The sequence below is a fragment of the Achromobacter sp. AONIH1 genome (assembly GCF_002902905.1).
Classification (GTDB): domain Bacteria; phylum Pseudomonadota; class Gammaproteobacteria; order Burkholderiales; family Burkholderiaceae_B; genus Achromobacter.
The window spans coordinates 2,509,156-2,535,351 of record NZ_CP026124.1 but is presented as its reverse complement, the minus strand read 5'-3'; the positions used below and the strand labels follow the sequence as shown (position 1 = coordinate 2,535,351).

Annotated in this window: 14 protein-coding genes and 1 tRNA gene; 10 read left to right on the top strand and 5 right to left on the bottom strand. The window is 65.1% G+C overall.

The genetic code is table 11. The annotated features are described in order from the left end of the window. Positions 1-3: 3 nt before the first annotated feature. Positions 4-1,719 (bottom strand): acetolactate synthase 3 catalytic subunit, encoded by a 1,716-nt coding sequence (locus tag C2U31_RS11600; RefSeq protein ID WP_103272922.1) that lies wholly within the window; start codon positions 1,717-1,719, stop codon positions 4-6. 667 nt (positions 1,720-2,386) lie between these two features. Between C2U31_RS11600 and C2U31_RS11595 the strand changes: the two genes are divergently transcribed. Then, on the top strand, positions 2,387-4,618 hold the full coding sequence (locus C2U31_RS11595; protein ID WP_103272921.1) for an FUSC family membrane protein: 2,232 nt from the start codon (positions 2,387-2,389) through the stop codon (positions 4,616-4,618). Between the two features lie 88 nt (positions 4,619-4,706). Here C2U31_RS11595 and yaaA read toward each other — a convergent pair whose 3' ends face one another. Continuing rightward, on the bottom strand, positions 4,707-5,477 hold the full coding sequence (gene yaaA / locus C2U31_RS11590; RefSeq protein WP_103272920.1) for a peroxide stress protein YaaA: 771 nt from the start codon (positions 5,475-5,477) through the stop codon (positions 4,707-4,709). A gap of 21 nt (positions 5,478-5,498) precedes the next feature. Then, positions 5,499-6,281 (bottom strand): 3-hydroxybutyrate dehydrogenase, encoded by a 783-nt coding sequence (locus C2U31_RS11585; protein WP_103272919.1) that lies wholly within the window; start codon positions 6,279-6,281, stop codon positions 5,499-5,501. Positions 6,282-6,678: 397 nt separating this feature from the next. Between C2U31_RS11585 and C2U31_RS11580 the strand changes: the two genes are divergently transcribed. The 9 genes from C2U31_RS11580 (at position 6,679) to C2U31_RS11540 (ending at position 22,862) form a co-directional block, all read left to right on the top strand. Continuing rightward, positions 6,679-6,879 carry a hypothetical protein gene (locus tag C2U31_RS11580; RefSeq protein ID WP_103272918.1) on the top strand — a complete coding sequence of 67 codons (201 nt, stop codon included), beginning with the start codon at positions 6,679-6,681 and terminating at the stop codon, positions 6,877-6,879. 13 nt (positions 6,880-6,892) lie between these two features. After that, positions 6,893-12,727: a calcium-binding protein gene (locus C2U31_RS11575; RefSeq protein WP_158658349.1), complete on the top strand. Its 5,835-nt coding sequence runs from the start codon at positions 6,893-6,895 to the stop codon at positions 12,725-12,727. Between the two features lie 107 nt (positions 12,728-12,834). Further along, positions 12,835-15,039, top strand: coding sequence for a type I secretion system permease/ATPase (locus C2U31_RS11570; protein WP_369869786.1), 2,205 nt, complete (start codon positions 12,835-12,837; stop codon positions 15,037-15,039). A 2-nt stretch (positions 15,040-15,041) separates the two neighbouring features. Beyond that, the gene (locus C2U31_RS11565; protein WP_103272915.1) at positions 15,042-16,469 is read left to right on the top strand and encodes an HlyD family type I secretion periplasmic adaptor subunit; all 1,428 of its coding nucleotides are present in this window, start codon (positions 15,042-15,044) and stop codon (positions 16,467-16,469) included. Continuing rightward, on the top strand, positions 16,466-17,848 hold the full coding sequence (locus C2U31_RS11560; protein WP_199770985.1) for a TolC family outer membrane protein: 1,383 nt from the start codon (positions 16,466-16,468) through the stop codon (positions 17,846-17,848). Before C2U31_RS11565 ends, C2U31_RS11560 begins: the two co-directional genes overlap by 4 nt. 228 nt (positions 17,849-18,076) lie before the next feature. Further along, positions 18,077-18,167: transfer RNA gene (locus C2U31_RS11555), tRNA-Ser, on the top strand. A gap of 104 nt (positions 18,168-18,271) precedes the next feature. Next, a complete protein-coding gene (locus C2U31_RS11550; RefSeq protein WP_103271115.1) occupies positions 18,272-19,297 on the top strand; it encodes an IS110 family transposase in 1,026 nt (341 codons plus the stop codon). Between the two features lie 392 nt (positions 19,298-19,689). Then, positions 19,690-21,453: a DKNYY domain-containing protein gene (locus C2U31_RS11545; protein WP_158658348.1), complete on the top strand. Its 1,764-nt coding sequence runs from the start codon at positions 19,690-19,692 to the stop codon at positions 21,451-21,453. Positions 21,454-21,551: 98 nt separating this feature from the next. After that, complete coding sequence (locus tag C2U31_RS11540; RefSeq protein ID WP_103272912.1) at positions 21,552-22,862, top strand: ATP-binding protein; 1,311 nt, start codon at positions 21,552-21,554, stop codon at positions 22,860-22,862. Positions 22,863-22,878: 16 nt separating this feature from the next. Here the strand turns inward: C2U31_RS11540 and C2U31_RS11535 are convergent, their stop codons facing one another. Together C2U31_RS11535 and C2U31_RS11530 are read right to left on the bottom strand one after the other, a co-directional pair. Next, complete coding sequence (locus C2U31_RS11535) at positions 22,879-24,498, bottom strand: methyl-accepting chemotaxis protein (RefSeq protein WP_103272911.1); 1,620 nt, start codon at positions 24,496-24,498, stop codon at positions 22,879-22,881. 288 nt (positions 24,499-24,786) lie between these two features. Beyond that, a complete protein-coding gene (locus C2U31_RS11530) occupies positions 24,787-26,187 on the bottom strand; it encodes an EAL domain-containing protein (protein ID WP_103272910.1) in 1,401 nt (466 codons plus the stop codon). Positions 26,188-26,196 lie beyond the last annotated feature (9 nt).

Below are 26,196 nucleotides of genomic sequence, written 5' to 3'. Positions count from 1 at the left end.
TCCTTACAGGTCTTCAGAGCCGAGCAGCATTTCGGTCAGCCCGCGGCCGGCCTTCACCATGGGCCACACGTTCTCGGTGCGGTCGGTGATGAAGTCCAGGAAGACCAGGCGGTCCTTGTGCTTCTTGAACGCTTCGCGCAGCGCCGGCTCGACGTCGGCCGGGCGCTCGATGCGCAGGCCTACGTGGCCATAGGCCTCGGCCACCTTGACGAAGTCGGGCAGCGAATCCATGTACGACTCGGAGTAGCGCGAGCCGTAGTCGATCTGCTGCCACTGCCGGACCATGCCCAGGAAGCGGTTGTTCAGGCAGACGATCTTGGGCGTCAGGCGGTACTGCGCGCAGGTCGACAGTTCCTGGATGTTCATCTGGATCGAGGCTTCGCCGGTGATGACGGCGATCTCCTGGCCCGGATTGGCCATCTGCACGCCCATGGCGTACGGCAGGCCCACGCCCATGGTGCCCAGGCCGCCGGAGTTGATCCAGCGACGCGGCTTGTCGAACTTGTAGTACTGCGCCGCCCACATCTGGTGCTGGCCCACATCGGAGGTGACGAAGGCGTCGCCGCCGGTCACTTCCCAGAGCTTTTCCACCACGTACTGCGGCTTGATGACTTCGTCCGAGCCCGCGTACTTCAGGCATTCCTTGCCGCGCCAGGTCTCGACCTGCTCCCACCATTTCGTGATGGAGGCCGGCTTGTGCTCGGCGGCTGCCGCCTCGTACTGAGCGCTCAGATCGGCCAGCACGTCCTTGACGTTGCCGACGATGGGCACGTCCACGCGCACGCGCTTGGAGATCGACGAGGGATCGATGTCGATATGGATGATCTTGCGGGCGTTCTGGGCGAAATGCTTGGGATTGCCGATCACGCGGTCGTCGAAGCGCGCGCCGATGGCCAGCAGCACGTCGCAGTGCTGCATCGCCATGTTGGCTTCATACGTGCCGTGCATGCCGGGCATGCCCACGAACTGGCCGCTGCTGGCGGGATAGCCGCCCAGGCCCATCAGCGTGCTGGTGCAGGGCGCGCCCAGCTGCGTCACGAGCCTGTTCAGCTCGGGCGCGGCGTTGGACAGGATCACGCCGCCGCCGGTGTAGATCATCGGACGTTCGGCGGCCAGCAGCATCTGCACGGCCTTCTTGATCTGCCCCTGGTGCCCCTTGTTGACGGGCGCGTAGGAGCGCATCGTGATCTCGCCCTTGGGCGGCGCGTACTTGCACTGCGCGACGGTGACGTCCTTGGGGATGTCGACCAGCACCGGGCCGGGACGGCCGGTGCGCGCGATGTAGAACGCGCGGCGCATGGTCTCGGCCAGATCCTTGACGTCGCGCACCAGGAAGTTGTGCTTGACGCAGGGACGCGTGATGCCGACGGTGTCGCATTCCTGGAAGGCGTCCTCGCCGATCGCCGCCGTGGGAACCTGACCGCTGATGATGACCATCGGGATCGAGTCCATGTAGGCAGTGGCGATGCCGGTGACCGCGTTGGTCACGCCGGGGCCGCTGGTCACGATGCAGACGCCGACCTTCTGCGACGAGCGCGAATACGCGTCGGCGGCATGCACGGCGGCCTGCTCATGGCGGACCAGGATATGCTGGAATTTGTCTTGCTTGAAAATCGCGTCGTAGATGTAAAGCACCGCGCCGCCGGGGTAGCCGAAAACGTGTTCCACGCCTTCTTCGGCCAGGCAGCGCACGACGATATCGGCGCCATTCAGTTCCATGTTGTCATTCCTTTCAAAACCGGCCCTGCTAACCCTGCCTGCTGCCCGCCCGGATACGGCGGCAACTGAACCCATACCGGCTGCGACAACATGATCCGGCGCTTTGCGGCTCACGGAGCCACGCCACCCGGACACCTTGCCGACCCGGCATACGTTCGACAGAACGCAGCGCGAACGCCCCTTGGGGACGCTGGAGGTCGAAATGGAAGCCTTGGCAACACACGCTTGTGGCGCGGCCAACGGCAGGTGTAACTGCTGCGGAAGATCCTGGAAGGTGGTCCAGAAAATCCGCCTCAACGCGCCGGCTTCGGATAGGCAGGCCAGCGCAAGGCAACGACTCTACCGCATTGCGTCATCCGTAGCAAATCATGCGTGGCGCGGTGTTGCGCCCAGGTATCGCGGAAGATCCGACCCCGGATTCTGCGGCGCGGGCGGGCCGCTGCCGCAGGTCCACATGCTGGTCCTTTGAGGTCCATATTGTGGTCCCGCATCATTTTGGAATCCGGCTCGGACTTGTCCTGCCTCGGCCCCCAAACCCGGACCAGGAACCAAATCCGAAGCGACGCCAAAGCGCCATCGCGGCAACAATCTGGCGCAGTAATCCGGCCCCGAAAAGCCCGCCGCTCTCTATACTTGTCGCATCAATCAGCCCGCACGCCGCTCGCCCATGGATTTGCGCATTGCCAGCATTCGCCGCTTCCTCTACAGCCACTACTTTTTCGGAGGGGTGCGCCAGGCGATAGGCATGCTGTTGCCGGTGCTGGTGCTGGGCGGACTGTTCGGCCACTACGCCACGGGACTGGTGGCCACCTTCGGCGCGCAGTGCCTGGCCATCATCGACCAGCCCGGCGGTCCGCAACGCCACCGCACCAACGAAATGCTCGGCGGCGCCTTGCTGGGCACGCTGACCGTCATCATCACCGGGCTGGCGTCCACGCACCCTGTGCTGATCTGGCTGGCGGTCATCGCCCAGTGCTTCGTCTTTTCCATGTTCACGGTCTTCGGCAAGCGCGGCGGCCTGATCGGCTTCGCCGCCCTGCTGCTCATGACGCTGACCATGCATTCGCCGCTGGAGCCCGATCAGGTCCTGGCCCATGCCGCCGCGACGCTGGGCGGCGCGCTGTTCTACGTGGCGTTCAGCCTGGGCTTTTCACGCCTGTTCTGGCTGCGCGAGGAACAGCAGGCCATGTCGGTGGCGCTGTTCGCCACCGCCGACTACGTGGCCGCGCGCGCGGCCTTCTATGACGCGACCGCCGACCTGGACGACGCCTACCGCGCGCTGATCCAGAGCCAGTCCGTCATGACGGAAAAACACCAGGCGGCGCGCGACATGGTGCTGCGCGCCCTGCCGCGCGGCAAGGGCCTGGGCGACCGCCAGCGCGTGATGATCTGGAACATGTTCGTGGACATGTTGCAGCTGCTGGATACGCTGGTAGCCACGCACACCGACTACGCCGCGCTGCGGCGCGCGCTGGCCGGCAACGACTGCCTGATCTTCATGCGCGACGCGCTGGTGAAGATGTCGCTGGAACTGAACCGCATCGCGCTGGACGTGTCGCGCGGACGCAAGGTGCAGTACCGCAGCAGCGCCAAGGCCAAGCTGCGCGCCATCGAATACGAGATCGAGCAACTCAAGCAACAGGGCTTCGGCGAACGCGAGCCCGAAATGCTGGCGCTGATCATCCAGGTGCTGCGCCGCCTGCGCAATTCCACCCGCATCGTCGACCGGCTGGCCGACCACACCGCCGCCTCGCCCGATGCCAAGCCCACCGACGTGCTGCGCATCAGCAAGTCGCTCACGCGTTTCATCTCGCGCCAGGAATTCCGCTTCGGCCTCTTGACCAGCAACCTGCGCCTGGATTCGCCGCACTTCCGCTACGCGCTGCGCGTGACGGCGGCGGCGGCGCTGGCGATGACGCTGGCCAGCCGCTGGCTGTCGCCGGCATTCTCGGCGCACAACTACTGGATCATGCTGACCATCGTGATCATCATGAAGCCCGGCTTCGCGCTGACCCGACAGCGCAATGGCTGGCGCCTGACTGGCACCGTCATCGGCTGCGTCTGCGCCCTGCTGCTGTTCAACCTGACCGACAGCCCCGAGATCCTGTTCGCCGTGCTGCTGGCCGCCTGCATCATGGGCAACAGCCTGGTGCAGCTGAACTACATGGCCAGCGCCATCTTCAACACGCTGTTCGTGGTGCTGGTGTTCCACTTCGTTTCTCCCGGCACGGTGTCCATGTCGGTGATCGGCGAACGCGCCATCGACACGCTGATCGGCTGCGCGCTGGCGCTGGTGTGCAGCTACATCCTGCCCTGGTGGGAGGCCCGCTACCTCAAGCCGCTGGCGGCGGCGGCCACGCGCGCCAACCGCGAGTACCTGCTTGCGGGCATGCGATACGCCGACGCGATGCAGGCGCCGGCCGATCCCGCGCCTGACGCGGCCAGGGACGGCCAGGCCCCGGCCATCGCCGACGCCGACCTCGCCTGGCGGCTGGCGCGCAAGAACGTGCACATCGCCTTCAGCAATTTCGCCGAGGCGTTCTATCGCATGATGAGCGAACCCACGTCGCATCAGGTCAACGTGCCCGAGCTGAACAACCTGCTGATCCAGAACCACGTGCTGGCCTCGCAGATCACCGCCACCATTCCGATCCTGGCGGCGCTGCCGCAGACGCCCGTGCCGGTGCGCGAGGCGCTGGACGGCATGGCCCGGTTGCTGGACGAAAACCGGATGCAAGGGCCCGCGCCGGTCCTGCCGAGCCAGTTCGACACCGACGGCGAGCAGGCGGCGCTCGTCTACCCGCTCAAGCAGATGATCAAGGCCACCCACATGATCCGCCAGGAACTGCTGGCGCTGGACGAGCCGGCGCACGCGCCGGGCGCGGCGGCGCCGGCCTGAGCGGGCGGCGCCGCCGCGCCGATATCGCGACGCCCCAAGAAAATGACCACCCCGAAGGCGGCCATTCTCGTTACAGCAAGCCGGAAGCTCAGAGCTTGCGGCGGAACACCAGCTTGTCGTCAGACGATGCCGACGCGTCGTAGGCATAGCCTTCAAGATCAAAGCCCTGCAGCCCTTCGGGCTTGGCGACCTTGTGCTGGATGGCATAGCGCGCCATCAGCCCGCGCGCCCGCTTGGCGTGGAAGCTGATGATCTTCCAGGCGCCGTTCTTCCAGTCCTGGAACACGCACTGCACCACCCGCGCCTTGAGCGCCTTCAGGTCCACGGACTTGAAGTATTCCTCGGACGCCAGGTTGACGATGACCGGCGACTTCTGGCCTTCCTGGCGTTCGTTCAGGTACTGCGCGATCGAACTGCCCCAGTAGTCGTACAGCGTCTTGCCCTTGGGCGTTTCCAGGCGCGTGCCCATTTCCAGGCGGTAGGGCTGCATCAGGTCCAGCGGACGCAGCACGCCGTACAGACCGCTGAGGATGGCCACGTGCTCCTGCGCCCAGTCCAGCTGCTTGGCCGACAGCGAGGACGCGTCCAGCCCCTCATACACATCGCCATTGAAAGCCAGCACCGCCTGGCGCGAATTGGCCTGGGTGAAGCTGCGCTTCCAGCTGGCGTAGCGCTGCACATTCAGCTCGGACAGCGCCGGGCTCAGGCTCATCAGCGCGGAAATGTCGTCGGCGGACTTGGTTTTGAGCACCTTGATCAGGCCGGCGGCCTGATCGACGAACAGGGGCTGGGTATGCGTCTCGACGTGCAGCGGCGAGTCATAGTCCAGTTTCTTGGCGGGGGAAAGCAAAAACAGCATGAGAGGGGTTCCTACCTGATGTCAGCGCGCGGTCCAGCCGCCGTCGACGGAAATGGTGGTGCCGGTGATCTGCGCGGCGGCGTCGGAAGCCAGGAAGACGGCGGTGCCGCCCAGCTGTTCCGGCGTGACGAATTGCAGCGAGGGCTGCTTTTCGCTGAGCAGCTCGCGAGCGGCGGCTTCCTGGTCCACGCCGTTCTTCTCGGCCAGCGCGGTGATCTGCTTCTCGACCAGCGGGGTGCGTACCCAGCCCGGGCAGATGGCGTTGGCCGTGATGCCCTGGCCGGCGGTTTCCAGCGCGGTGACCTTGGTGAAGCCGACCACGCCGTGCTTGGCGGCGACATAGGCGGACTTGTAGGCCGAGGCCACCAGCCCGTGGGCCGAGGCAATGTTGATGATGCGGCCGAAGCCCTGCTTCTTCATGTGCGGCAGCGCGGCGGCGGTGCCGTGGAACACGGCCGACAGGTTCAGCGCGATGATGGCGTCCCACTTCTCGACCGGGAAGTCCTCGATCGGCGCGGTGTGCTGGATGCCGGCGTTGTTGACCAGGATGTCGATGCGGCCGAGCTGGCGCACGGCGTTGTCGACCAGGCCGCGCACGGCCTCGCCCTTGGACAGGTCGGCGCCGTCGTACACGACGCGCACGCCATGCTGGCTGGCCAGCCCGGCGCGGATCTTCTCGATCTCGGCGGCGTCGCCGAAGCCGTTCAGAACGATATCGGCGCCCTGCTGGGCGAGCGCGCTGGCGATGCCGAGGCCGATGCCGCTGGTGGAACCGGTGACGACTGCGACTTTTCCTTTGAGCATGGGAATTCTCCTGTGATCTGGCGCGAGAGGCGGACGGTGAGGCGAAGCCTCGAGTGTAGCTGGCCCGGCATCACGGGCCTCACGGCCCTAGCCAGGCACGCAGCCCATCCGTGGCGCGGTCCATCGCGGCCGGCCTGGACATTGCCGGATTGTTGGCGCCGCCGGCGAATCCATCGGCAACGCCGGGAATAATGAAAGCGCTCTCAAAATAAACAGTCAACTTTATATATTCGACAATTTAATTTATTGACAAATTATTGATCGCTCGTTAATTTTTTCGCGCACCCTTTCATTCCGCTTTCACAAATAAAAAATGTCATGCATGCGGATATGGGTGAGACGGATGCTGGCGCTGCTATCTCAAGATGGTTGATCAACCAAGGATGCTTCACAAGCAATGAGACAGATTCTGCCCTATGCCCTATTGCTCGGAATATTGCTGGTGGTGCTCTATGCGGTCTACGACCTCTATCGGATATACCGCCACAAAAAGAAGCGCCCGGACACTCCGTATATCCCGAATCAGAAAATCTACAACTACATAGCCGTTTTTCTTGTGATTTGCGGGGTTATTGCGCTCTATCTCCGCCACTCTTGATCAAGGAGTTCGCATGAGTTGGGTCAACCTATTCGTCGTAACAGGTTCAGGCGCGGAAGGCATCTATTCCGCTCATGCCGATGGACGACCTGTTGCCATCATGTCCGGAGACGGACAAGCCCTGGTTGGCATCGTCAACGGCGTTGCCTCCGTCGCAGGCAACCGCATACCAGGCCTTGCCCAAGCGGTAGCCCTCGCCACCAACCCGATGGCAGCTACATGGACAGTCGCAAAGATCGGCATGGATATTCGCGACTTCAGGAAATTGTCCTTGTCGGATGCGATCTCAATTGTTGGCAACGGCTTTGCCATGGCGGCGGCAGTCATCAGCGTGAGTGCCGGAGGCGCGGCAGCAGCCATCCCGTTGCTCGCTATCGGAGCTGGCCTGACTATAGCGGGGACCCTAGCCAGCTTGACCGGCCATACATTTCCCCTCGGGGGACCCGGTCCCGGTCGCAGCCCCCAGGATCCAACCGACCCCTCTGACCCATCCAACCCCGACAACCCCGCCGCCGGCATGGGCGGTGCAAAAAAGGCGGTCAGCCCGCTCATCCTCGACCTGGACGGCGACGGCGTGGAAACGCTCTCGTATACGTCGGGCATATTCTTCGACCATGACGGCGATGGCTTCGCCGAGGAAACGGGCTGGGTGGGCAAGGACGACGGCCTGCTGGTCTGGGACAGAAACGGCAACGGCCAGATCGACGACGGCAGCGAGCTTTTCGGCAACAACGCCTACCTGCCCGGAGGCGGCCGCGCGTCCGACGGGTTTGCGGCGCTGGCGCTGTTCGACAGCAACGGCGACGGCAAAATCGACGCCAACGACGAACGCTTCCATGAACTGCGGGTCTGGCGGGACAGTAACAGCAGCGCCGGCGTGGACGCGGGCGAACTGATGACCCTGTCCGAGGCCAACGTGCGCTCGATCGACTTGGGCTACACCCGCAACCCCGGCGGCGTGGACGCGCAGGGCAACAACCATGCGCTCGCCAGCGGTTATACGCGCACCGACGGCTCGGTTCGCGGCATGAACGACGTCTGGTTCGCGATCGACCCCGCCATGACGATCGAGAAGGACACCGTGGCGATCAACAGCACCATCGCTGCCCTGCCGAACGTCAGGGGATCCGGCACGGTGCACAGCCTGCATCAGGCCATCGCCCGCGATGGCAGCGGCCAACTCCAGGCGCTGATCGCGGCGTTCGTCGCCGAGCAAAACCGCGATGCCCGCCTGCTGGCGTTCGATCAGTTGGTCTTCGCCTGGGCCGGCGTCGCCGGGATTGCCCCCACCAGCCGCGGCGAATACATGCACGACGCCCGGAAACTCTACGCGCTGGAAGCCTTTCTGGGCGACAAGTTCCTGCAAAGTGCCGGAACCAACGCCGGCACGCCCAATCCAGGGCCCAATTCGGCGGCCCTGCTGCTGGACGCCTACGAATCATTGCGCGAAATGCTGTATGGCCAATTGATGGCTGCATCGCACTTCTATTCCTTGATCGGCCAGGTCACGATCACCGACATCGTCGACAACAAAATCCTGTTCGATCTTTCCCAGGTGGCCGCCAGCCTGCGGAACTCCTATGCGGCGAACCCCGCCGAAGCCCAGCACCTGATCGAGGAATTCGGCCTGGCATTGCACGGCCTGGGCGAACGCGGCGCCGAATTCATGCGGGCCCTGCGCCAAATCGGAGCATCGGGCAGCGACGACTTCTCCCGGCTGCTGGCCGATATCGGTCAATCAGGCTCTGACGTACTCACCGGGGACGACCAGGACAACACGCTGTCCGGGGAAGGCGGCAACGACATCCTGCGCGGCGGCGGCGGCAACGATACGCTCCTGGGCGGCGCCGGCAAGGACCAGCTCTACGGCGACGCCGGCGATGACATCCTGGACGGCGGCGTCGGCCGCGATTTCCTGAGCGGCGGAACGGGCGCGGACACCTATCTGTTCGGCCTCGGCTCGGGCGTGGATACGATAGACAACTACGACGCGGACCCGTTGGGCGTCAATGCGGACACGATACAGTTCAAGCCGGGCATCGCACGCGCCGACGTGTCATTCCTGCGCTCGGAAAACGATCTGCACATCATGATCAAGGGCACGACGGATCTGCTTGTCGTGTCCAACTACTTCCTGCTGGACGCCACCACGTCCTATGCCGTCGAACGCATCAGATTCGACGACGGCACCGTCCTTTCAATTGGCGAGATAAAGAACATCGTCCTCGCCGGCACCGAACAGTCGGACCGGTTGACCGGCTATGGCAGCGACGACGTGCTGAACGGCGGCGGCGGCAACGACCATTTGCAGGGCATGGGCGGCAACGACATCCTGGATGGCGGAGCGGGCGACGACACGCTCGAGGGCGGCAGCGGCTCGGATACCTATCTGTTCGGCCGCGACTCCGGCAACGATCGCATCATTGAACTCAACGACGCGTCGCCCGCGGACCGGGTGCTGTTCGACGCCGACGTAATGTCGTTCGATGTGACGATCTTGCGCACAGGCGCCGATCTCCGAGTCACCATCACCGGCTCGGGCAACACCCTGCTGATCGAAGGATACTTCTCGCGCGACACCCTCCATGCCGGCATCGACACGCTGGAGTTCTCGGACCGCGTCCTGAACTTCGACGATGTCGCGAACCTGACCATGCAGGCTTCCGCCGCCAACGACGTCATCGACGGCACCTTCCGCGATGAGACAATCGCGGGGCTGGACGGCAACGACACACTCTACGGCCGGGCGGGCAGCGATACGCTGCTGGGCGGCGCCGGCAACGACATCCTCGACGGCGGTGAAGGCAACGACACGCTGGACGGCGGCAGCGGCGACGACATCCTGCGCGGCGGCATCGGCGATGACACGTACCTGTTCGGCCACAACGCCGGCCACGACACCATCCAGGACGAAGGAGGCCTGGACCGCATCGTGTTCGAGGCCGGCATCGCGCCTGCCGACCTGCGCATCGCGCGCGACGGATCCTCTTTCGACCTGCTCATCACGCTGCAAGGCGGCGGCAGCTCCCTGCGGATCAAGGACTACTTCTTCGGCACCAATGGGCGCTACGTCGTGGATCGGCTCGAATTCTCCGATGGCTCCGTCCTGACCTACGACGACATCGTGGCGGGGATCCTCGGCGCGACTTCCGGCGACGACATCATCTATGGCACCAATGCCGGCGAGACCATCCGCGGGCAGGAAGGCAACGACACGCTGTATGGCGAAGGCGGCGACGACATCCTGGACGGCGGCGCGGGCGACGACACGCTGTACGGCGGCGAAGGCTCCGACACCTACCTGTTCGGCCGACATTCGGGCAACGACACCATCAGGGAAACCGGCCTGTATGGCGATGCTGGTGACCGGGTGCTGTTCGATGCGGACATCCTGCCGTCGGACATCACCTTCACCCGCGCAGGCACGTCGAACGATCTGCTCATCACCGTCCAGGGTTCGGGCAATACCCTGCTCGTTCACGACTACTTCCAGCGGGCGTTGCAACGCTACGGCATCGATCTGTTCGAATTCGCCAACGGCACCGTGCTGACCTTCATCGACATCGCGGCAATCACGATGGGGGCCACCAACGGCGACGACGTGATCACCGGCACTGCCGCCGACGATGTCATCAACGGACTGGCCGGCAACGACATCCTGAACGGTGGTGACGGCAACGATACGCTGCTGGGCGGTGATGGCAACGACACCTTGAACGGCGAGGCCGGCAACGACACCCTGGACGGCGGCGCGGGCGACGACGTGCTGGATGGCGGCGTGGGAGACGATACCTATCTCTTCGGCCGCCATTCCGGCAACGACACCATCAAGGAAGGGCTGCTCATGTCCGGCAACGACAGGGTCCTGTTCGATGCCGACGTGCGGTTCACGGATGTCCAGTTCCAACGCGTGGGATCGAGTCCGGACCTGCTCATCACGATCTCCGGTTCAGGCAACACCCTGCTCATCAAGGACTATTTCGATCGTCTCGGCACGGACAGCGTACGCATCGAACGTCTCGAATTCGGCGACGGCGTGGTCCTGGGCTATGCCGACGTGGCGGCGATCGTCATGCGCCCCACGGAAGGCAACGATGTCATCTACGGCACCGACGGCAACGACCGCATCTTCGGCGAGGGCGGCGACGACATCCTGTACGGCGACCGGGGCGATGACATCCTGGACGGCGGCGCCGGCAACGATCTCCTGATCGGCGGAGAGGGTTCCGACTCGTACTGGTTCGGCCGCAACTCCGGCAATGACGTGATACAGGAAGAAGGCCTTTTTGGCGGCACCGACCGGGTTCAGTTCGACGACGACATCCAGCGCGCCGACCTGCGGTTCACGCGCGTCGGCACGTCCCAGGATCTGCTGGTCACCATTGCGGGCTCCAACAGCACGCTACTGTTGAAAAACTATTTCACCCGCGCCATCGCCAGCTATGGCATCGAGCTGTTCGAGTTCGCGAATGGCGACAGCCTGAACTTCGCAGACATCATCACCCTCACCATGACCGGCACGGCAGGCAATGATCAACTCATCGGTACCACGGACGACGACACGATATCAGGGCTGGACGGAGACGATACGATCTGGGGTCGCGATGGCAATGACCTGCTGCTCGGCGGCAATGGCAACGATGTGCTCTATGGCGAGACAGGCAACGATACGCTGGACGGCGGAGCCGGCGACGACACGCTGGACGGCGGCATCGGGAACGATACCTATCGGTTCGGCCGGAACTCCGGAAACGACACGATCCTCGAAGGCAAGCTGTTCTTCGGCAACGACCGCGTCGTCTTCGATGCCAGCATCACCCAGGCGGACCTGAGCTTGCAACGGATCGGATCTTCCTACGACCTGCTGATCACGCTCGCACCCACCGGCAACACGCTGCTCATCAAGGACTATTTCGACGGCGAGACGGCCGACGCCGGACGGGTGGAACGCCTGGAATTCTCTGACGGCAGCGCGCTGACGCTGCCGGACGTCGCGGCGATCACCATGCGCCCCACCGAAGGCAACGACACGATCTACGGCACCGCCGGCAACGACGTGCTGCGAGGCGCCGGCGGCAACGATGCGCTCTACGGCGGCGACGGCAATGACGCAATCTACGGCGACGACGGCAACGACACGCTGTACGGCGAACGCGGCGACGACACGCTGGATGGCGGCGCCGGCGACGACCTGCTGATCGGCGGCGAGGGCTCGGACACCTACCGCTACGGCCGCGGCTCGGGCAACGACACCATACGGGAAGACGGCCTGTTCGGCGGCACGGACGTCATCCAGTTCGACGCCGGCATCCTGGCCGGAGACATCAGCCTGCAACGCGTCGGCACGAGCAATGATCTGCTGATCACGCTGGACACCGGCAATACGCTCACCGTCCTGGACTTCTTCTTCCGTCCGCTGTCCGGCTACGGGATAGAAAACCTGGCTTTCACCGATGGCACGGTATTGAGCTACGCCGACATCGCGGCCCTCGTCTCGAACGCCAACGGCTCGCCCGTCACCCCGTCCGGCGCCGCTGCGACGTCCAGTGCGACCACAGCGCTGGGCAGCCCGGAAGAGGCCGCCGCGCAACGGCTGTGGCTGGGCAGCGCCAGCGGCTTTTCGGAAGCGGCTCCCGCCGCGGCCACGGCGTTCGGCCTGGCCATGGAAATCATGACCGGAACCCCGCCCGTCCCGGCCGGCCCAGCGGAACTCCAACAGGTGGATCAACGCATGTTGCAACTCATCGACGCCATGTCGGCATTCTCCCCCGAGGATTCCGTTGCGGGATTCCACAGCCCCGAACAGCAGCCCCTGGTCGCGCCGATGCTGGCCGCCTCGTCCCGCTAACCCGCCGCAGGGCCGGAGCCCGGCATCCGCCGGCTCCGGCCCGCCCGCGACGACACGCCGATGCGCGGCGTCCGCCGCATTGCTGACAGCAGGCCGGCATGGCCGATATGGAACCAGGTGCACCCCCGATGTCTTTGTCGTCCGGCCATATCGCAGTCGAAGAAAATTCCGATACCGCGCAAGCGCAACCCGCCGCCACAGCGCAACCCGAGCTTGACACGGGCATCGTCGCGTTGATGCTGCTTGCCAGATACCATCAGCTGCCGGTGGATCCAGCGCAAATCCGGCACCAGTACTCGGACGAGGGCAAGCCGCTATCGACCGAGCAGATCCTGCTCGCCTCCCGGCGGCTGGGCCTCAAGAGCCGCCTGGCGACGGTGGATATGAGCAGGCTGGGTACCACGCCGCTGCCCGCGATCGCGGTCATGGACAATGGCGACTTCGTCATCCTCGCCCGGCACGACGGCGACCGCGTCCTGATTCAACACCCCAGATCTGCCGGCCCGGAGATTCTGTCGATACAGGTTTTCGAAGCCTCGTGGTCCGGCAGGCTGATCCTGGCGACGTCGCGCGCGTCCGCCGCGGGCGCGCTGCAGAAGTTCGATTTCAGCTGGTTCGTCCCGGCCATCGTGAAGTACCGCAAGATGCTGGCGGAGGTATTCGTCGCCTCTTTCTCGCTGCAGCTCTTCGCCCTGGTAACCCCCCTGTTCTTCCAGGTGATCATGGACAAGGTGCTGGTGCACCGGGGGTTCACCACGCTGGACGTGATTGCGGTCGGGTTGTTCGCCGTCGTCACGTTCGAAGTGCTCATCACCGCGCTGCGCAGCTATCTGTTCACGCACACGTCCTGCCGCATCGACGTCGAGCTCGGATCGCGCCTATTCCGGCACCTGCTCCATCTGCCGCTCAACTATTTCCAGGCGCGCAGGGTCGGGGACTCCGTGGCCCGCGTGCGGGAACTGGAGCACATCCGCTCCTTTCTCACCGGCAACGCCATCACCCTGGTGCTCGACTTGTTTTTCTCGGTGCTGTTCCTGGCGGTGATGTTCTACTACAGCGCCAAGCTGAGCTGGATCGTCGTCGCCTCGCTGCCCTGCTACTTTCTGCTGTCGCTGGCGATCACCCCGTCATTGCGCCGCAAGCTTAACGAGAAGTTCTCGCGCGGCGCGGAAAACCAGGCCTTCCTGGTCGAGACCATCACCGGCATAGAGACCGTCAAGGCGTCCGCCGTGGAGCCGCAATGGATGCGGCGCTGGGACAATCAGCTCGCCGGCTATATCAAGGCGGGATTTCACGCCTCGCGCGTCGGCATCCTGGCCAACGGCGGCGTCACCTACATCAGCAAGCTCGTCACCGTGGCCACGATGTGGCTGGGGGCCAAGCTGGTGATAGACGGGGAACTGACGGTCGGACAGCTGATCGCCTTCAACATGCTGGCCGGCCACGTGGCGACGCCGGTCATGCGGATCGCCCAGCTCTGGACGGATTTCCAGCAGGTCGGCATCTCCGTCGAACGGCTGGGAGACATCCTGAACGCGCGGACCGAGCCGTCGACGCAGAAGAGCACGCTACCCACCCTGCAAGGCCGTATCGAGTTCGACAATGTCGCGTTCCGCTACCAGCCCGGCATGCCCGAAGTGCTGCGCGGCGTATCGCTCGACATCCGGCCGGGCGAGTCCATAGGCATCGTGGGCCGATCCGGCTCCGGGAAAAGCACGCTGACCAAATTGCTGCAACGGCTGTACACGCCGGAGCGCGGCCGGGTCCTGATCGATGGCGTCGATCTGTCGACGATAGATCCCAGTTCCCTGCGCCGCCAGATCGGCGTCGTGCTCCAGGACAACATCCTGTTCAACCGCAGCATACGGGAGAACATCGCCCTGGCGGACCCAGGCGTCGCCCTGCCCGACGTGATCCGCGCGGCCCGCCTGGCGGGGGCTCACGATTTCGTCGCGGAACTGCCCGAAGGCTATGACACGATGGTCGGAGAGCATGGCGCGACGCTCTCCGGCGGGCAACGCCAGCGGCTGGCGATTGCCCGGGCGCTGATCAGCAACCCTCGGATCCTGATCTTCGACGAGGCCACCAGCGCGCTGGATTACGAATCCGAGAGCATCATCCAGGGAAACATGAAAGAGATCTCACGCGGCCGTTCGGTCATCGTCATCGCGCATCGCCTGTCCGCCGTCAAGCACGCCGACCGGATCATCGTTCTGGACAAGGGACTGGTCGTCGAGCAAGGCGCGCCCGACGAACTGGCGCAGCGGGCTGACGGACATTACGGCGCGCTGCTGCGCATGCAGCAGGGTTGAGCATGCGCGACTCGACACGCTTGGGCGCCTTCAAGGAACTGCTGGCCAAATATCGGGATGCCTGGCGCACGGCGTGGGCCACTCGCAGCGAAACGGATCCCCGACGCTATCGTGATGAAGAGGCTGAATTCCTGCCCGCCGCGCTTGAGCTGCAATTGCGGGCGGCCTCTCCGCTTCCGCGCGTCCTGTTGTGGTCGCTGCTCGGCATCGCGGTCGCCACTCTGCTGTGGGCGACCCTCGGCAAGGTGGACATCGTCGCCGTCGCGCAAGGCAAGATCATTCCCAGTGACCGGACCAAGGTCATCCAGCCGGTGGGCACGGCGACGATAAAAGCCATCTTCGTCCAGGAAGGCGATACCGTGGCCGCCGGCGACATCCTGGTGGAGTTGGATGATGTTGCCGCCAAGGCCGATATCGCGCGCATCTCGAACGAGATCGCCGCCCTGTCCATCGAGGCCAACCGGGCGCAGGCCATGCTCGACGCGATCCAGACGAACACGGCGCCAACGGTGGCGCGGCCCGACGATGCGCCGTTGACGGCCTGGCAGGATGCTCAGAACCTGACGCGTGGCGAATTCGCCACCCATGCGGCCAAGCTACGCGCGATAGACGCGGAAATCCTGCAGCGCAAGGCGGAATGGACATCGGTCCAGGCCCAGGTCAAGAAGCTGGAGGCGACCCGCCCCATTGCCAGGCAACGGGCCGCGTCCTTGCGGGAACTGGCGCAAGAGCAGTATGTCCCCAGGAGCGCCTATCTCGAGCGCGAACAGCTGCGCCTTGAGCTGGAGGGCGACCTCGCCTCGCAGACAAGCCGCCTGCAAGAGCTGCAGGCTCAGATTGCCTCCGCCGAGGAACAAAAGTCGAGCCTCATCGCGGAATCCATCCAGGTCAATCTGGAACGCATCCGCGAAAGCCGGCAAAAGATCGAGTCATTGCGGCAGGAACAGATCAAGGCCGGGCAGGTCCTGTTGTACACGCGCCTGACGGCGCCCGTCTCCGGCACCGTCCAGCAACTGGCCGTGCATACCGTCGGCGGCGTGGTCATGGCGGCGGAAAAGCTGATGCTGGTCGTTCCCCACGAGGAAAATGTGCTGGTGGAGGCCTTCCTGCCTAACAAGGACGTGGGCTTCGTGAAGAAAGGCCAGACCGCGGAGATCAAGGTCGAGACCTTTCCCTATACGCGATACGGAACCTTGCCGGCCTTGATCGAGTCCGTGTCGGAGGATGCGATCGAAGACAAGGAACTGGGCCTCATCTATGCCTTGCGCGCCAGCATACCGAAACGGACGATACGGACGGAAAACCGGGAAGCCAGGCTGATGCCCGGCATGCAGGTCACCGTCGAGGTCAAGACCGGCAAGCGCAGGATCATCCAGTATTTCCTGGATCCCCTGACCCAGTACGCGCAAGAGAGCATCCGCGAACGATGAGCCCACGACACTGCGCCCGGCGACCTGAGCGCTCCGGGCATTGGCGCCGCCGCGCGGCCATCGCCTGGATGGCCGGACTCGTCATGCTGGGCGCCTCGCCGGCCCGCGCGCTCGACCTGATCGAACTGCACGCGCTGGCGGTGCGGAACGACCCCGCCTTCCAGGCCGCGCTCAAGGACCGGGATGCGGGCGTGGCCCAGAAGGATATCGGCCGCGCCGGACTGCTGCCCAGCATCAATTACCGATACTCCACCGGCCAGAACCGCTCCAGGGTGACGCAAAGCACGTTCCTGGGCGACATCACCGAACACCGGAACTATCGCAGCTACTCCTCTTCCGTGGAATTGCAGCAGCCGTTGCTGGACTACGAAGCGATCTCCGCGTATCGGCAGGGCGAGGCGCTGGCGCTCTTCTCCAACGAAACATACCGAGGAAAAAGCCAGGAACTGGTGGTCCGGGTATTCGAAGCCTATACGCAGGCGCTGTATGCCAAGGACCAGCTGTTGCTGGCTCAGGCGCAAAAGCGGAGTTTTTCGGAACGCATGCAACTGAACCAGCGTCTGCTCGACCTCGGCGAAGGCACGCGCACCGACATCCTGGAGACATCGGCCCGCTACAACCTGGCGCAAGCCCAGGAGATCGAGGCGCAGGACAATGAAGACGCCGCCAATCGCGAACTCAGCGCCCTCAGCGGCCTGCCGCTCAATGCCCTGACGCTGGCGCCGTTGCACGGGCCGTTCACGATCAAGCCCCTGCTGCCCGATGAGTACGAAGCCTGGCAGGCACTGGCGCTACGGCACAATGCAACGCTCCAGTCGCTGGCTCACTCGATCGACGCCGCCGCGGCCAATGTCGAAAAGAGCCGGGCGGGGCATCTTCCCAAGGTCGGCCTGTACGCCCGCGCGGGCAAGGACAGCTCGAACTCGGAGAGCAGCTACAACCAGACCTATTCCACCAACAGCGTGGGCCTGCAGGTCAGCATCCCCCTGTACGCGGGAGGACGGGTGTCCGCCCAGACCGGACAGGCGGTCGATTCGATGGAAAAGCTGCGGTACGAGCGCGACGCGCGGCGCGACGCATTGCTCAACGATCTGCGCAAGCAATACAACCTGTACAAGAGTTCCGTCGCGAAGATCCGGGCGTATGAGTTGGCGGTTGCGTCGGCCAACCAGTTGATCGTCGCCACCCGCAAGAGCGTGGCCGGAGGGGAACGCGTCAACGTGGATGTATTGAATGCCGAACAGCAGCTGTATGACGCGTTGCGCAACCTGGCCCAGGCCAGATATGGCTACCTGGGCGCCTGGGTCAAGCTCAAATACTACGCAGGGACGCTGGATCCGGCCGACCTGGAACAGGTAGCCAGCTACTTCGGCCGCTAGGCCTCGCATGCCGGGCCCGGCCCGATTCCGCGAATTTTCGGAAGGGGCTACACAAACCAAAAAATCTATGTATAATTGCGGGCTTCGCTGCTCCGACAACGTAGATCCTTCCGACCAGGGATCTAACTGCGGGAAGCCTGGATTTTTCAAGCCCCTTTCAAACCCGAAGCCTGGGTGTAAAAAGGAAAAGCAAAAACCAGGACAACCGCCGTTACGGAACCCAGCCACGGAGAGGTGGCAGAGTGGTCGAATGTACCTGACTCGAAATCAGGCGTACGGTATCCCCGTACCGTGGGTTCGAATCCCACCCTCTCCGCCAGTATTTGAAAGCCCCCTGACTCGTCAGGGGGCTAATGAGATGGTCAGCCCGATCCCCACGAAGCGGTACGCTGAGTGGGGATTGTTCTTTTTGGGAGACCTCTCATGAGCACCGTCACGCTGATTGGCATCGATCTGGGCAAACACAGCTTCCATCTGCATGGGCAGGACGCGGCCGGCAGGATGATGTTTCGCAAGAAGTGCTCGCGCCAGGATCTGTTCAAGTTACTGGGCAACACACCGCGCAGCACAGTGGTGATGGAGGCCTGCGCCGGCGCGCACTGGATGGCGCGCCGCATCGAAGAACTGGGCCACCAGGCCAAGCTCATTTCCCCCCAGTTCGTGCGCCCCTTCGTACAGGGCAACAAGAATGACTTCGCCGATGCCCAGGCGATCTGCGAGGCGGCCTCGCGCCCGAGCATGCGGTTCGTGAGCGTGCGCAATCAGGCTCAGCAGACCGTCTCTGCCCTGCATCGGGTGCGTGAATCACTGGTCGCTCAGCGCACGGGCGTGATCAACCAGGTGCACGCCTTTTTGCTGGAGTTTGGCATCAGCCTGCCTCGTGGTCAGGCGATCCTGCGACGCTTGCCAGCGGTTCTGGCCGAACACGCGCTGCCGCCCCAACTAGGCGCGCTGCTGGAGCGGCTGCGATCGCACTTTCAGTATCTGGATGAGCAGGTAGGCCAGATTGAGCGTGAGCTGTGTCTACAGCTGCGCGAGGATGAACGCAGCCAGCGGCTGCTTCAGATCCCCGGCATCGGGCCAATCACTGCTAGCGTGCTGATGACTGAGCTGGGCGATGCGCGGCAATTTGGTTCGGCGCGCCAGTTCGCCGCTTCGGTAGGCTTGGTGCCTCGCCAGTACAGCACGGGCGGCAAACCCACGCTCCTGGGCATCAGCAAACGGGGCGACAAGAACCTTAGACGATTGTTGGTACAGGGCGCTCGCGCGATCATGCGACACGTGGAGCGACGAACCGACCGGCTAGGCGCCTGGGTGCGCGAGCTGCAGGCCCGACGTCACTCGAACGTGGTCGCTTGTGCGCTGGCCAATAAATTGGCGAGGATCGCCTGGGCCATCCTCGCCAATGGAACGAACTACCGAAGTGAGCAGACTGTAGCGCCAGCCTGACCTTCATCACCGTTTTACGCAGTCACTTCCTGGTTTTGCGACGCGAGTACGTGAAGACATAAACGGCTCAACGGCCTGGCAAGAAACCTGACATGAAATCCAGCACCGCGATGCTGAGGGGCTTTTTAGGTTTGCCGGGCGCGACTCTCATCATGGAGCGGGGGGCCTAGCCCCAACTGACTCCGAATAGATTTGAGCAAGCCCAATTTACGCCTACACCGCCTCGCTTGCAAAAATCGGGCTGACCATAGATTTTTCTTTGGTTCGCGCCTCGCCGCCATCTGCCGCCCTGGCGCCGCTTGCCCAACCCGCTTGCCCAACCCACACCCCCTGCTAGCATGTGCCAGGCCGTCAGGCAGACGACCCGCTCATCCGCAGAGGACCGTGAAGCAATGGCTGAACCGCTTTTCATCGTGGCCGACATCGACCTCAGCGCCCCGGCGCTGCGCCGATGGCTGAAGTCCGCGCCGCAGTCCGTCGCGGCATTCGATGACTGGCCGGAGTCTGTCCGCCTTGGCGCTCCAGGCCTCACCGAGCTGGCCCCGCCCGTGGAACCCAGCGTCGCCGATGCGCTGGTGAGCTACTGCGTGGACAGTTTCGGACGGGAAGATGGGCATCTGCACTGCCAGCACGACGAGCAGGCGCATGCGCTCCGGTTCGCGGCGTGCTTCCAGTATGGCGACGAGGCCGGCGCCCTGGCGTCCGCGCTTTTTCTCTGCGCCCTGCTGCGGGGGCTGGCGCAGGCCTACACGGCAAGGCAGCCCTCATTCATCCGCCTGTTCAACGCCGACGACGATCTGGTCTGCATCGGGATCGGCAAGCAGTCCTCGCGCGTCTTGTCCGCTCCGGCTCATGCGCGGGTCTCGCCCCCATGGTTCGACGACTGGATCAGCCAGGACAACCTGGGCGACCCGGGCAGGCTCATGGCGGCGCTGTTCCCTCCCCTGGCCCGCGCCCTGAAGAAGCAGCTGGCGCTGGGCGCGCTGCAGGCCAGCCCGCAAGCGCCCCACCGCTACGACAGCTGCTTCTGGACCGACGGCGAGCGCGTGTATCGCTGGCCTGGCGACGCGCCAGTGCAAGACGCCGCCCCCCTGACTTTCCGACGGGTCACGCCCGCCAACGCCATGGACTCGGCGTTCTACACGGATGGACGCCAGGTCTGGTACCACCGGCCCATGGTGGGCGCCGTGCCCGTGCAGCCGCTTGAACCCGGAACCGCCATGCAAGGCTGGCGGCCGTTCGGCTCCGACGGCGAGCCGATACTGCGTTGCGGCGATACCGTGTGGGCCGTCGCATGCATGGACTATCCCGATGGCGGGAACGTGCCGGACGAGGCGAACTACCCGCTAGGCGGCAATACCCCCGCCAATGTCGAGCGCGTCCTGGGCGGCATTGCCTCGCAGGGCGGCATCCCCACGTGGGAAAAGGCCTACGACTACGAATACCTGCGCCCCACGCGGGTGCTGGGCCGGTCGTTCGCCCATCTGAAAGACAGCCTGTTCGAAGATGGCGAATCCGTCTATGTCCAGGCGGCCCAGGGCCTGCTCCGCCTGGAGGACGCGCGTCCCGGGATGACGACGGACCTGGGTGCGCTGAGCCTCAACAACGGGCGGCTCTTCCATCGCGGACAGGCCATCCGGCGCCAGCCCGATGCCGCCACGTTGCGCCATATCGGCCACGATCTGTACGCGGACGACAGGCGCGTCTACCTGCTGAGCCAAGAGATGGACGGCATCCATTCCCATCCGGTCCTGCGGATTCTGCAGGACGCGGATCCGGAGCGCTTCCGAATCACGCACGTCCTGCCGAATGCCATCCTCGGCGACGACGAACAGCAAGCCTGGCTCAACGGCGAACCCCTCCACGGCGTGACGCCCCGCGCCATCAAGCTCATGGGCCTGTTCTTCTGGACGGATGGCGTCCACGTCTATCACTGCGAAAAACGGATTGCGCAAGCCGATCCGGCAAGATTCGAAGTGCTGACCGACTCCGACTACGCGCGCCAGGACGAGGCCGTCTACTTCCGCGACCAACGGATTCCCGGCGCGGACGCGGCCAGCTTCGTCGCCGACGACATGAGCACGGCGCACGACCGGCTCCGGCGATATCTGTTCGAGGAGCCGGTCGCGAGCCAGGATGCCGCCACGGAATCCTAGCCGCGCGCGGCTGGCCAGGCTGGCGGACGAATTCAACATAAAATACGGCGGCGCACTCCATGCGCCCAACTCCGGAGCCCCACGGCTCCGCGTCGCCGATGCTCAAATTCATTCTTCGCGTCTTCGTCGTCGCCGTCATCAGCTTCGCCGTCGCGTACCAGATCGTGAACCGCGGCCTGGGCTATCTGGTCGAGCCCATGGTCGAAGACCTGGCCGTGCGCACCATGCGCGGCCAGGTGTACGCGCTGCACAAGGACCTGGACCCCGTCGCCCCCGCCGACCGCGCCACCTTCCTGCTGCAGCAGGTCCTGCCCCACTACGGCCTGGAGCTGCGGCTGCTGGCGGACGCCCAGGTCCAGCCCACCGAGAACGAATTCCGCCAGATCGACAGCGCCGGCTTCCTGATGCGCGACGACTTCGAGACCGTCGTCATGCCGCTGCCCGGCGAACCCCGGCAATGGCTGGAAGTGAAGCTGCCGGGCGATGACCCGATGGACAAGGCGCTGACCTGGGGCGCCTGGATCGTGCTGAGCCTGCTGCTGACGGCCACGTTGCTGCTGCTATGGGCGCTGCCGGTCTGGCGCGACATGGACGCGCTGCGCAACGCCGCGCTGCGCATGGGCCAGGGCGACCTGGGCATACGCGTGCGGCTCTCGCGCATCGCCGGCATCCGCCACATCGGTGAAACCTTCAACCAGATGGCTTCGCGAATCTCGGCGCTGATCGAGAACCAGCGCAGCATGACCAACGCCGTGTCCCACGAACTGCGCACGCCGCTGGCGCGGCTGTCCTTCGAACTCGACCTGCTGGCGCGCGAAGAGGCCGCGCCCAAGCGCGGCCTGATCATCCAGGACATGCACGCGGACATCGAGGAACTGCAGGGCATGGTGGCCGAGCTGCTGGTCTACGCCCGCCTGGAACGGCCCGCCGAGGAGTCCGTCAAGCTCGAGACCGTGGACACGCTCGACTGGCTGAAGGAAGCGCTGGCCCTGGTCGCCTTCCAGGCCGAGGCCCGCGACGTGCAATGCCACATCCAGGAAGGCTACCCGGACCACATCGACCTGCATCCGCGCTACATGAGCCGCGCGCTGCTGAACCTGGTGCAGAACGCCGTGCGCTATGCCGACGGGCATGTGTACGTCTCGGTCACCGCCTGCCCCGAGGGCGGCTTCCAGCTCATCGTCGACGACGACGGGCCCGGCATCCCGGCCGCCGAACGGGAGAGCATCTTCGAGCCCTTCATCCGCCTGGACGACAGCCGCGACCGGGGCACCGGCGGCGCGGGCCTGGGGCTGGCGATCGTCAAGCGGGTAGCGGCCAGCCACAATGGCAGCATCGAAGCCTGCGCCAGCCCGCTGGGCGGCGCGCGCTTCATATTGCGCTGGCCGGCCGGGACGAAAGCGGACTAGCGCCGGCGCTTGCCGCTCAGGACACGGACAGCCGCAAGGCCGAAGCCTGCGGCAGCGCGGCGGAAGCCTCGCCCTCCACATCCACCACCTGACCGCCGCCCGGCAGGCGGAAGGCGCTGACGGCGCGCTTCAGGTCGGCGGCCTGGTCCTGCATGGAACCGGCCGCGGCGGCGGCCTCTTCCACCAGCGCGGCGTTCTGCTGCGTCACTTCGTCCATCTGCGACACCGCGCGGTTGACCTGCTCGATGCCGTCGGCCTGCTCGGCCGAGGCGGCGGCGATCTCGCCCATGATGTCGGTTACGCGCTGCACCGAGGCCACGATGTCCTGCATGGTGACGCCGGCGCGCTGGGCGCTGTCCGAACCCTGGCCGATCTTGCCGACGGTGTCCTCGATCAGGCCCTTGATCTCCTTGGCCGCCTGCGCGCTGCGCTGCGCCAGCGTGCGGACCTCGGCGGCGACCACGGCGAAGCCCTTGCCCTGCTCGCCCGCGCGCGCCGCTTCCACGGCCGCGTTCAGCGCCAGGATGTTGGTCTGGAAGGCAATGCCGTCGATCACCGACACGATGTCGGCGATCTTCACCGAGCTGGCCGAGATCGCGCTCATGGCGCCCACCACTTCCGACACCGTGGCGCCGCCGCGCGACGCCGTGTCCGATGCCGCCGCCGCCAGCTGGTTGGCCTGGCGCGCGCTGTCGGCGTTCTGCTTGACGGTGGAGGACAGCTCTTCCATGGACGCCGCCGTCTGTTCCAGCGACGCGGCCTGCTGCTCGGTGCGCGACGACAGGTCGGTGTTGCCGGCGGCGATCTGGCCCGAGGCCGAGGCGATGTTGTCCACGCCGGCGCGGATCCGGGCGACCGTGGCGGCCAGGTTGCCGTTCATCGTCTGCAAGGCCCGCATCAGCTGGCCGATCTCGTCGCGCGAGCGCACGGCGATGTTGCTGGTCAGGTCATTGGCCGCCACGGTGCGCGCCACGGCCAGCGCGTCCGACAGCGGATGCGTGATGCTGCGGGTCAGCAGCACCGCCAGCAGCAGCCCGCTGAGCAGGCCGATGGCGCCGATCACGATCATCCACAGGTTGGCGCTGGCATATTCGCCCTGGATATCCTGGGCGCGGGCGTCGATATCGGCGCGCTGCACGCTGGACAGTTTCGAGATCAGGTCGATGAACTGCCGCGTCGCCGGCAGGAATTCCTGGGCGAATACGCGCTCGGCGGTGGCCACGTCGCCGTCCTTCTTGGCCTTGAAGATGGTATCGCGCGTGCTCAGGTAGGCCTGGCGCGCCTTGGCGATGCCGGCCCACAGCTCCTTTTCCTCGGGGCTTTCGATCAAGGGTTCGATCTGCTGCTGCAGCTGCGAGGAATTGCGCGTGGACGCGGCCGCCTCGTCGGCGAAGAAAGTCGCCAGGCTGGCGTCGGCGCTCTTGGCGATCGCCGTGGTGCGGGTCACGCCGGAATGGATGTTGCGAGCCCAGTCGTTGACCAGCCGTTCCTTGACCAGCGAGCGCTGCGTGACGGTTTCCACCGAGCGGTTGATTTCAGCCAGCCCCAGCAGGCCGACCACGCACATGATGATGATCATGGCGAGCAAGACGGAGAAACCGCCGGCCAGGCGGGTTCCCAATTTCAGGTTTTTCATAGCTTCCCCGGTTTTCCCGCCGGCACCAGGCCGCCGGCCGTCGGGAAAATCCGCCCCAAGATAAAAGTCGGTGTATCGGTAAATGTGCCAGCGGAGCGTTTGATTTCGTGGATTTCCGCAATGGCCCAGGAAATGCTAGCAGCGGCGATCCGGCCGGCATCGCGGGAAATGGAGAAGGTTTTGACTCAAGCTCCAGGCTTTGCACGGCCGGCGCGACGGCCGGCCAGGCAGTCTCCCGCCGTTGCGGGACGCCCGCCTTGACATCCCGCAAGCGGGGACGCGGCCAGCTCAGGCCGCCAGCGGCGCGCCTTCGCCCGGCATGCGCTGCGGCGGCGGCGTGTTCTCCACGTTGCGCAGGTAGTACTTGATGAACTCGGCCGCCGGCATGGGCTTGCCATAGAGCCAGCCCTGGCCGAAATCGACTTCGCGCGCCTTGAGATAGTCGGCCTGGTCCTGGCGCTCGATGCCTTCGGCCACGGTCAGCAGATTGAGCGACCGGGCCATGCCGATGATGTGCTCGGTGACCTTGTGCGTGGCCGAATCGGTGCCGATGGCATCGACGAAGGTCTTGTCGATCTTCAATGAATCGAGCGGCAGGCGCTGCAGGTAGGCCAGGCTGGAATAGCCCGTGCCGAAGTCGTCGATGGCCACGGCATGGCCCAGCCGGCGCGCCTCGGCGATGACGGGACCGGCCGTGTCCACGTCCATGAAACCGCGTTCGGTGGCTTCAAGCCAGATCTGGCGCGGCTCGATGGACGTGTGCAGCAGCATGCGCTCGAGCACCCGCAGCACTTCGCCGTCCTTCATGTCGCTGGCGCCCAGGTTGACCGAGATATGCACGCCGCGGTCGACGGCGAGCAGCTCCTCCATGTCCCGGATCACCAGCCGGAACACCTCGGCCGTGATGCGCGGCAGGATGCCGTTTTCCTCGGCGATGGCGATGAACACGTCCGGCCGCATCTGCTTACCGCCGGGACGTTGCCAGCGCACCAGCGCCTCGGCGCCCACGCAGCGGCCCGAACGCAGGTCGATGATGGGTTGGTAGTGCACCGCCAGCTCGCGCCGGCTGACCGCGGTGGCCAGCTCGCCCGCCAGCGACAGGCGCCGGCGCGACAGCCAGCACACCAGGCCGATCATGACCAGCGCGGTCATGCCGCCCATCGGCAGCCAGAGATTGCGTTCGCGCCGCAGGGAACTCAGGGCCTCGCTGGCGGGTTCGAGCAGGACCACGGTAATGTCGTCACCGCGCGCGACGGCGGTCAGGTAGTCCTCTTCCACGTCGAGCTTGCCGCCGTTGAGCGCCTGCGCCACCAGCATGAGGTCGGGATGGTTGTGGCTGCCCAGCATGCCCGAGCCCGGCAGCACCAGCGCCATCTGCACGCCATCGGTCGGCGTCAGCTGGGTGAACCGGCCGGGCTCGATCAACGCGCTGTAGTCGCCGTAGCGCACCGCCACCATGCGCAGGCCCGGACTCACCACCGGCACGGCGTCCAGCCGGTGCAGCACTTCCACCGTCTGGTCCAGCATGCCTTGCGTGTACTGGAGGATGCGCTGCGCCTGGTTGTCCAGGCTCTGCTGCTCCAGCGCCACCGCGCGCGACCACGACATTTGCAGCGCGAAGCCGATCGGCAGGAAGGCGCCCGCTGCGGCCAGCAACACGGCAATTCCGATCACATACTTGCGCGGCATCGGGGCGGG

What these genes read in the sequence shown, in the direction of transcription:
- C2U31_RS11545 (WP_158658348.1), top strand. Translation starts at nt 19,690, where the DNA reads ATGGCTGAACCGCTTTTCATCGTGGCCGACATCGACCTCAGCGCCCCG.
- C2U31_RS11575 (WP_158658349.1), top strand. Translation starts at nt 6,893, where the DNA reads ATGAGTTGGGTCAACCTATTCGTCGTAACAGGTTCAGGCGCGGAAGGC.
- C2U31_RS11540 (WP_103272912.1), top strand. Translation starts at nt 21,552, where the DNA reads ATGCTCAAATTCATTCTTCGCGTCTTCGTCGTCGCCGTCATCAGCTTC.
- yaaA (WP_103272920.1), bottom strand. Translation starts at nt 5,477, where the DNA reads ATGCTGTTTTTGCTTTCCCCCGCCAAGAAACTGGACTATGACTCGCCG.
- C2U31_RS11530 (WP_103272910.1), bottom strand. Translation starts at nt 26,187, where the DNA reads ATGCCGCGCAAGTATGTGATCGGAATTGCCGTGTTGCTGGCCGCAGCG.
- C2U31_RS11560 (WP_199770985.1), top strand. Translation starts at nt 16,466, where the DNA reads ATGAGCCCACGACACTGCGCCCGGCGACCTGAGCGCTCCGGGCATTGG.
- C2U31_RS11595 (WP_103272921.1), top strand. Translation starts at nt 2,387, where the DNA reads ATGGATTTGCGCATTGCCAGCATTCGCCGCTTCCTCTACAGCCACTAC.
- C2U31_RS11565 (WP_103272915.1), top strand. Translation starts at nt 15,042, where the DNA reads ATGCGCGACTCGACACGCTTGGGCGCCTTCAAGGAACTGCTGGCCAAA.
- C2U31_RS11570 (WP_369869786.1), top strand. Translation starts at nt 12,835, where the DNA reads ATGGAACCAGGTGCACCCCCGATGTCTTTGTCGTCCGGCCATATCGCA.
- C2U31_RS11600 (WP_103272922.1), bottom strand. Translation starts at nt 1,719, where the DNA reads ATGGAACTGAATGGCGCCGATATCGTCGTGCGCTGCCTGGCCGAAGAA.
- C2U31_RS11535 (WP_103272911.1), bottom strand. Translation starts at nt 24,498, where the DNA reads ATGAAAAACCTGAAATTGGGAACCCGCCTGGCCGGCGGTTTCTCCGTC.
- C2U31_RS11580 (WP_103272918.1), top strand. Translation starts at nt 6,679, where the DNA reads ATGAGACAGATTCTGCCCTATGCCCTATTGCTCGGAATATTGCTGGTG.
- C2U31_RS11550 (WP_103271115.1), top strand. Translation starts at nt 18,272, where the DNA reads ATGAGCACCGTCACGCTGATTGGCATCGATCTGGGCAAACACAGCTTC.
- C2U31_RS11585 (WP_103272919.1), bottom strand. Translation starts at nt 6,281, where the DNA reads ATGCTCAAAGGAAAAGTCGCAGTCGTCACCGGTTCCACCAGCGGCATC.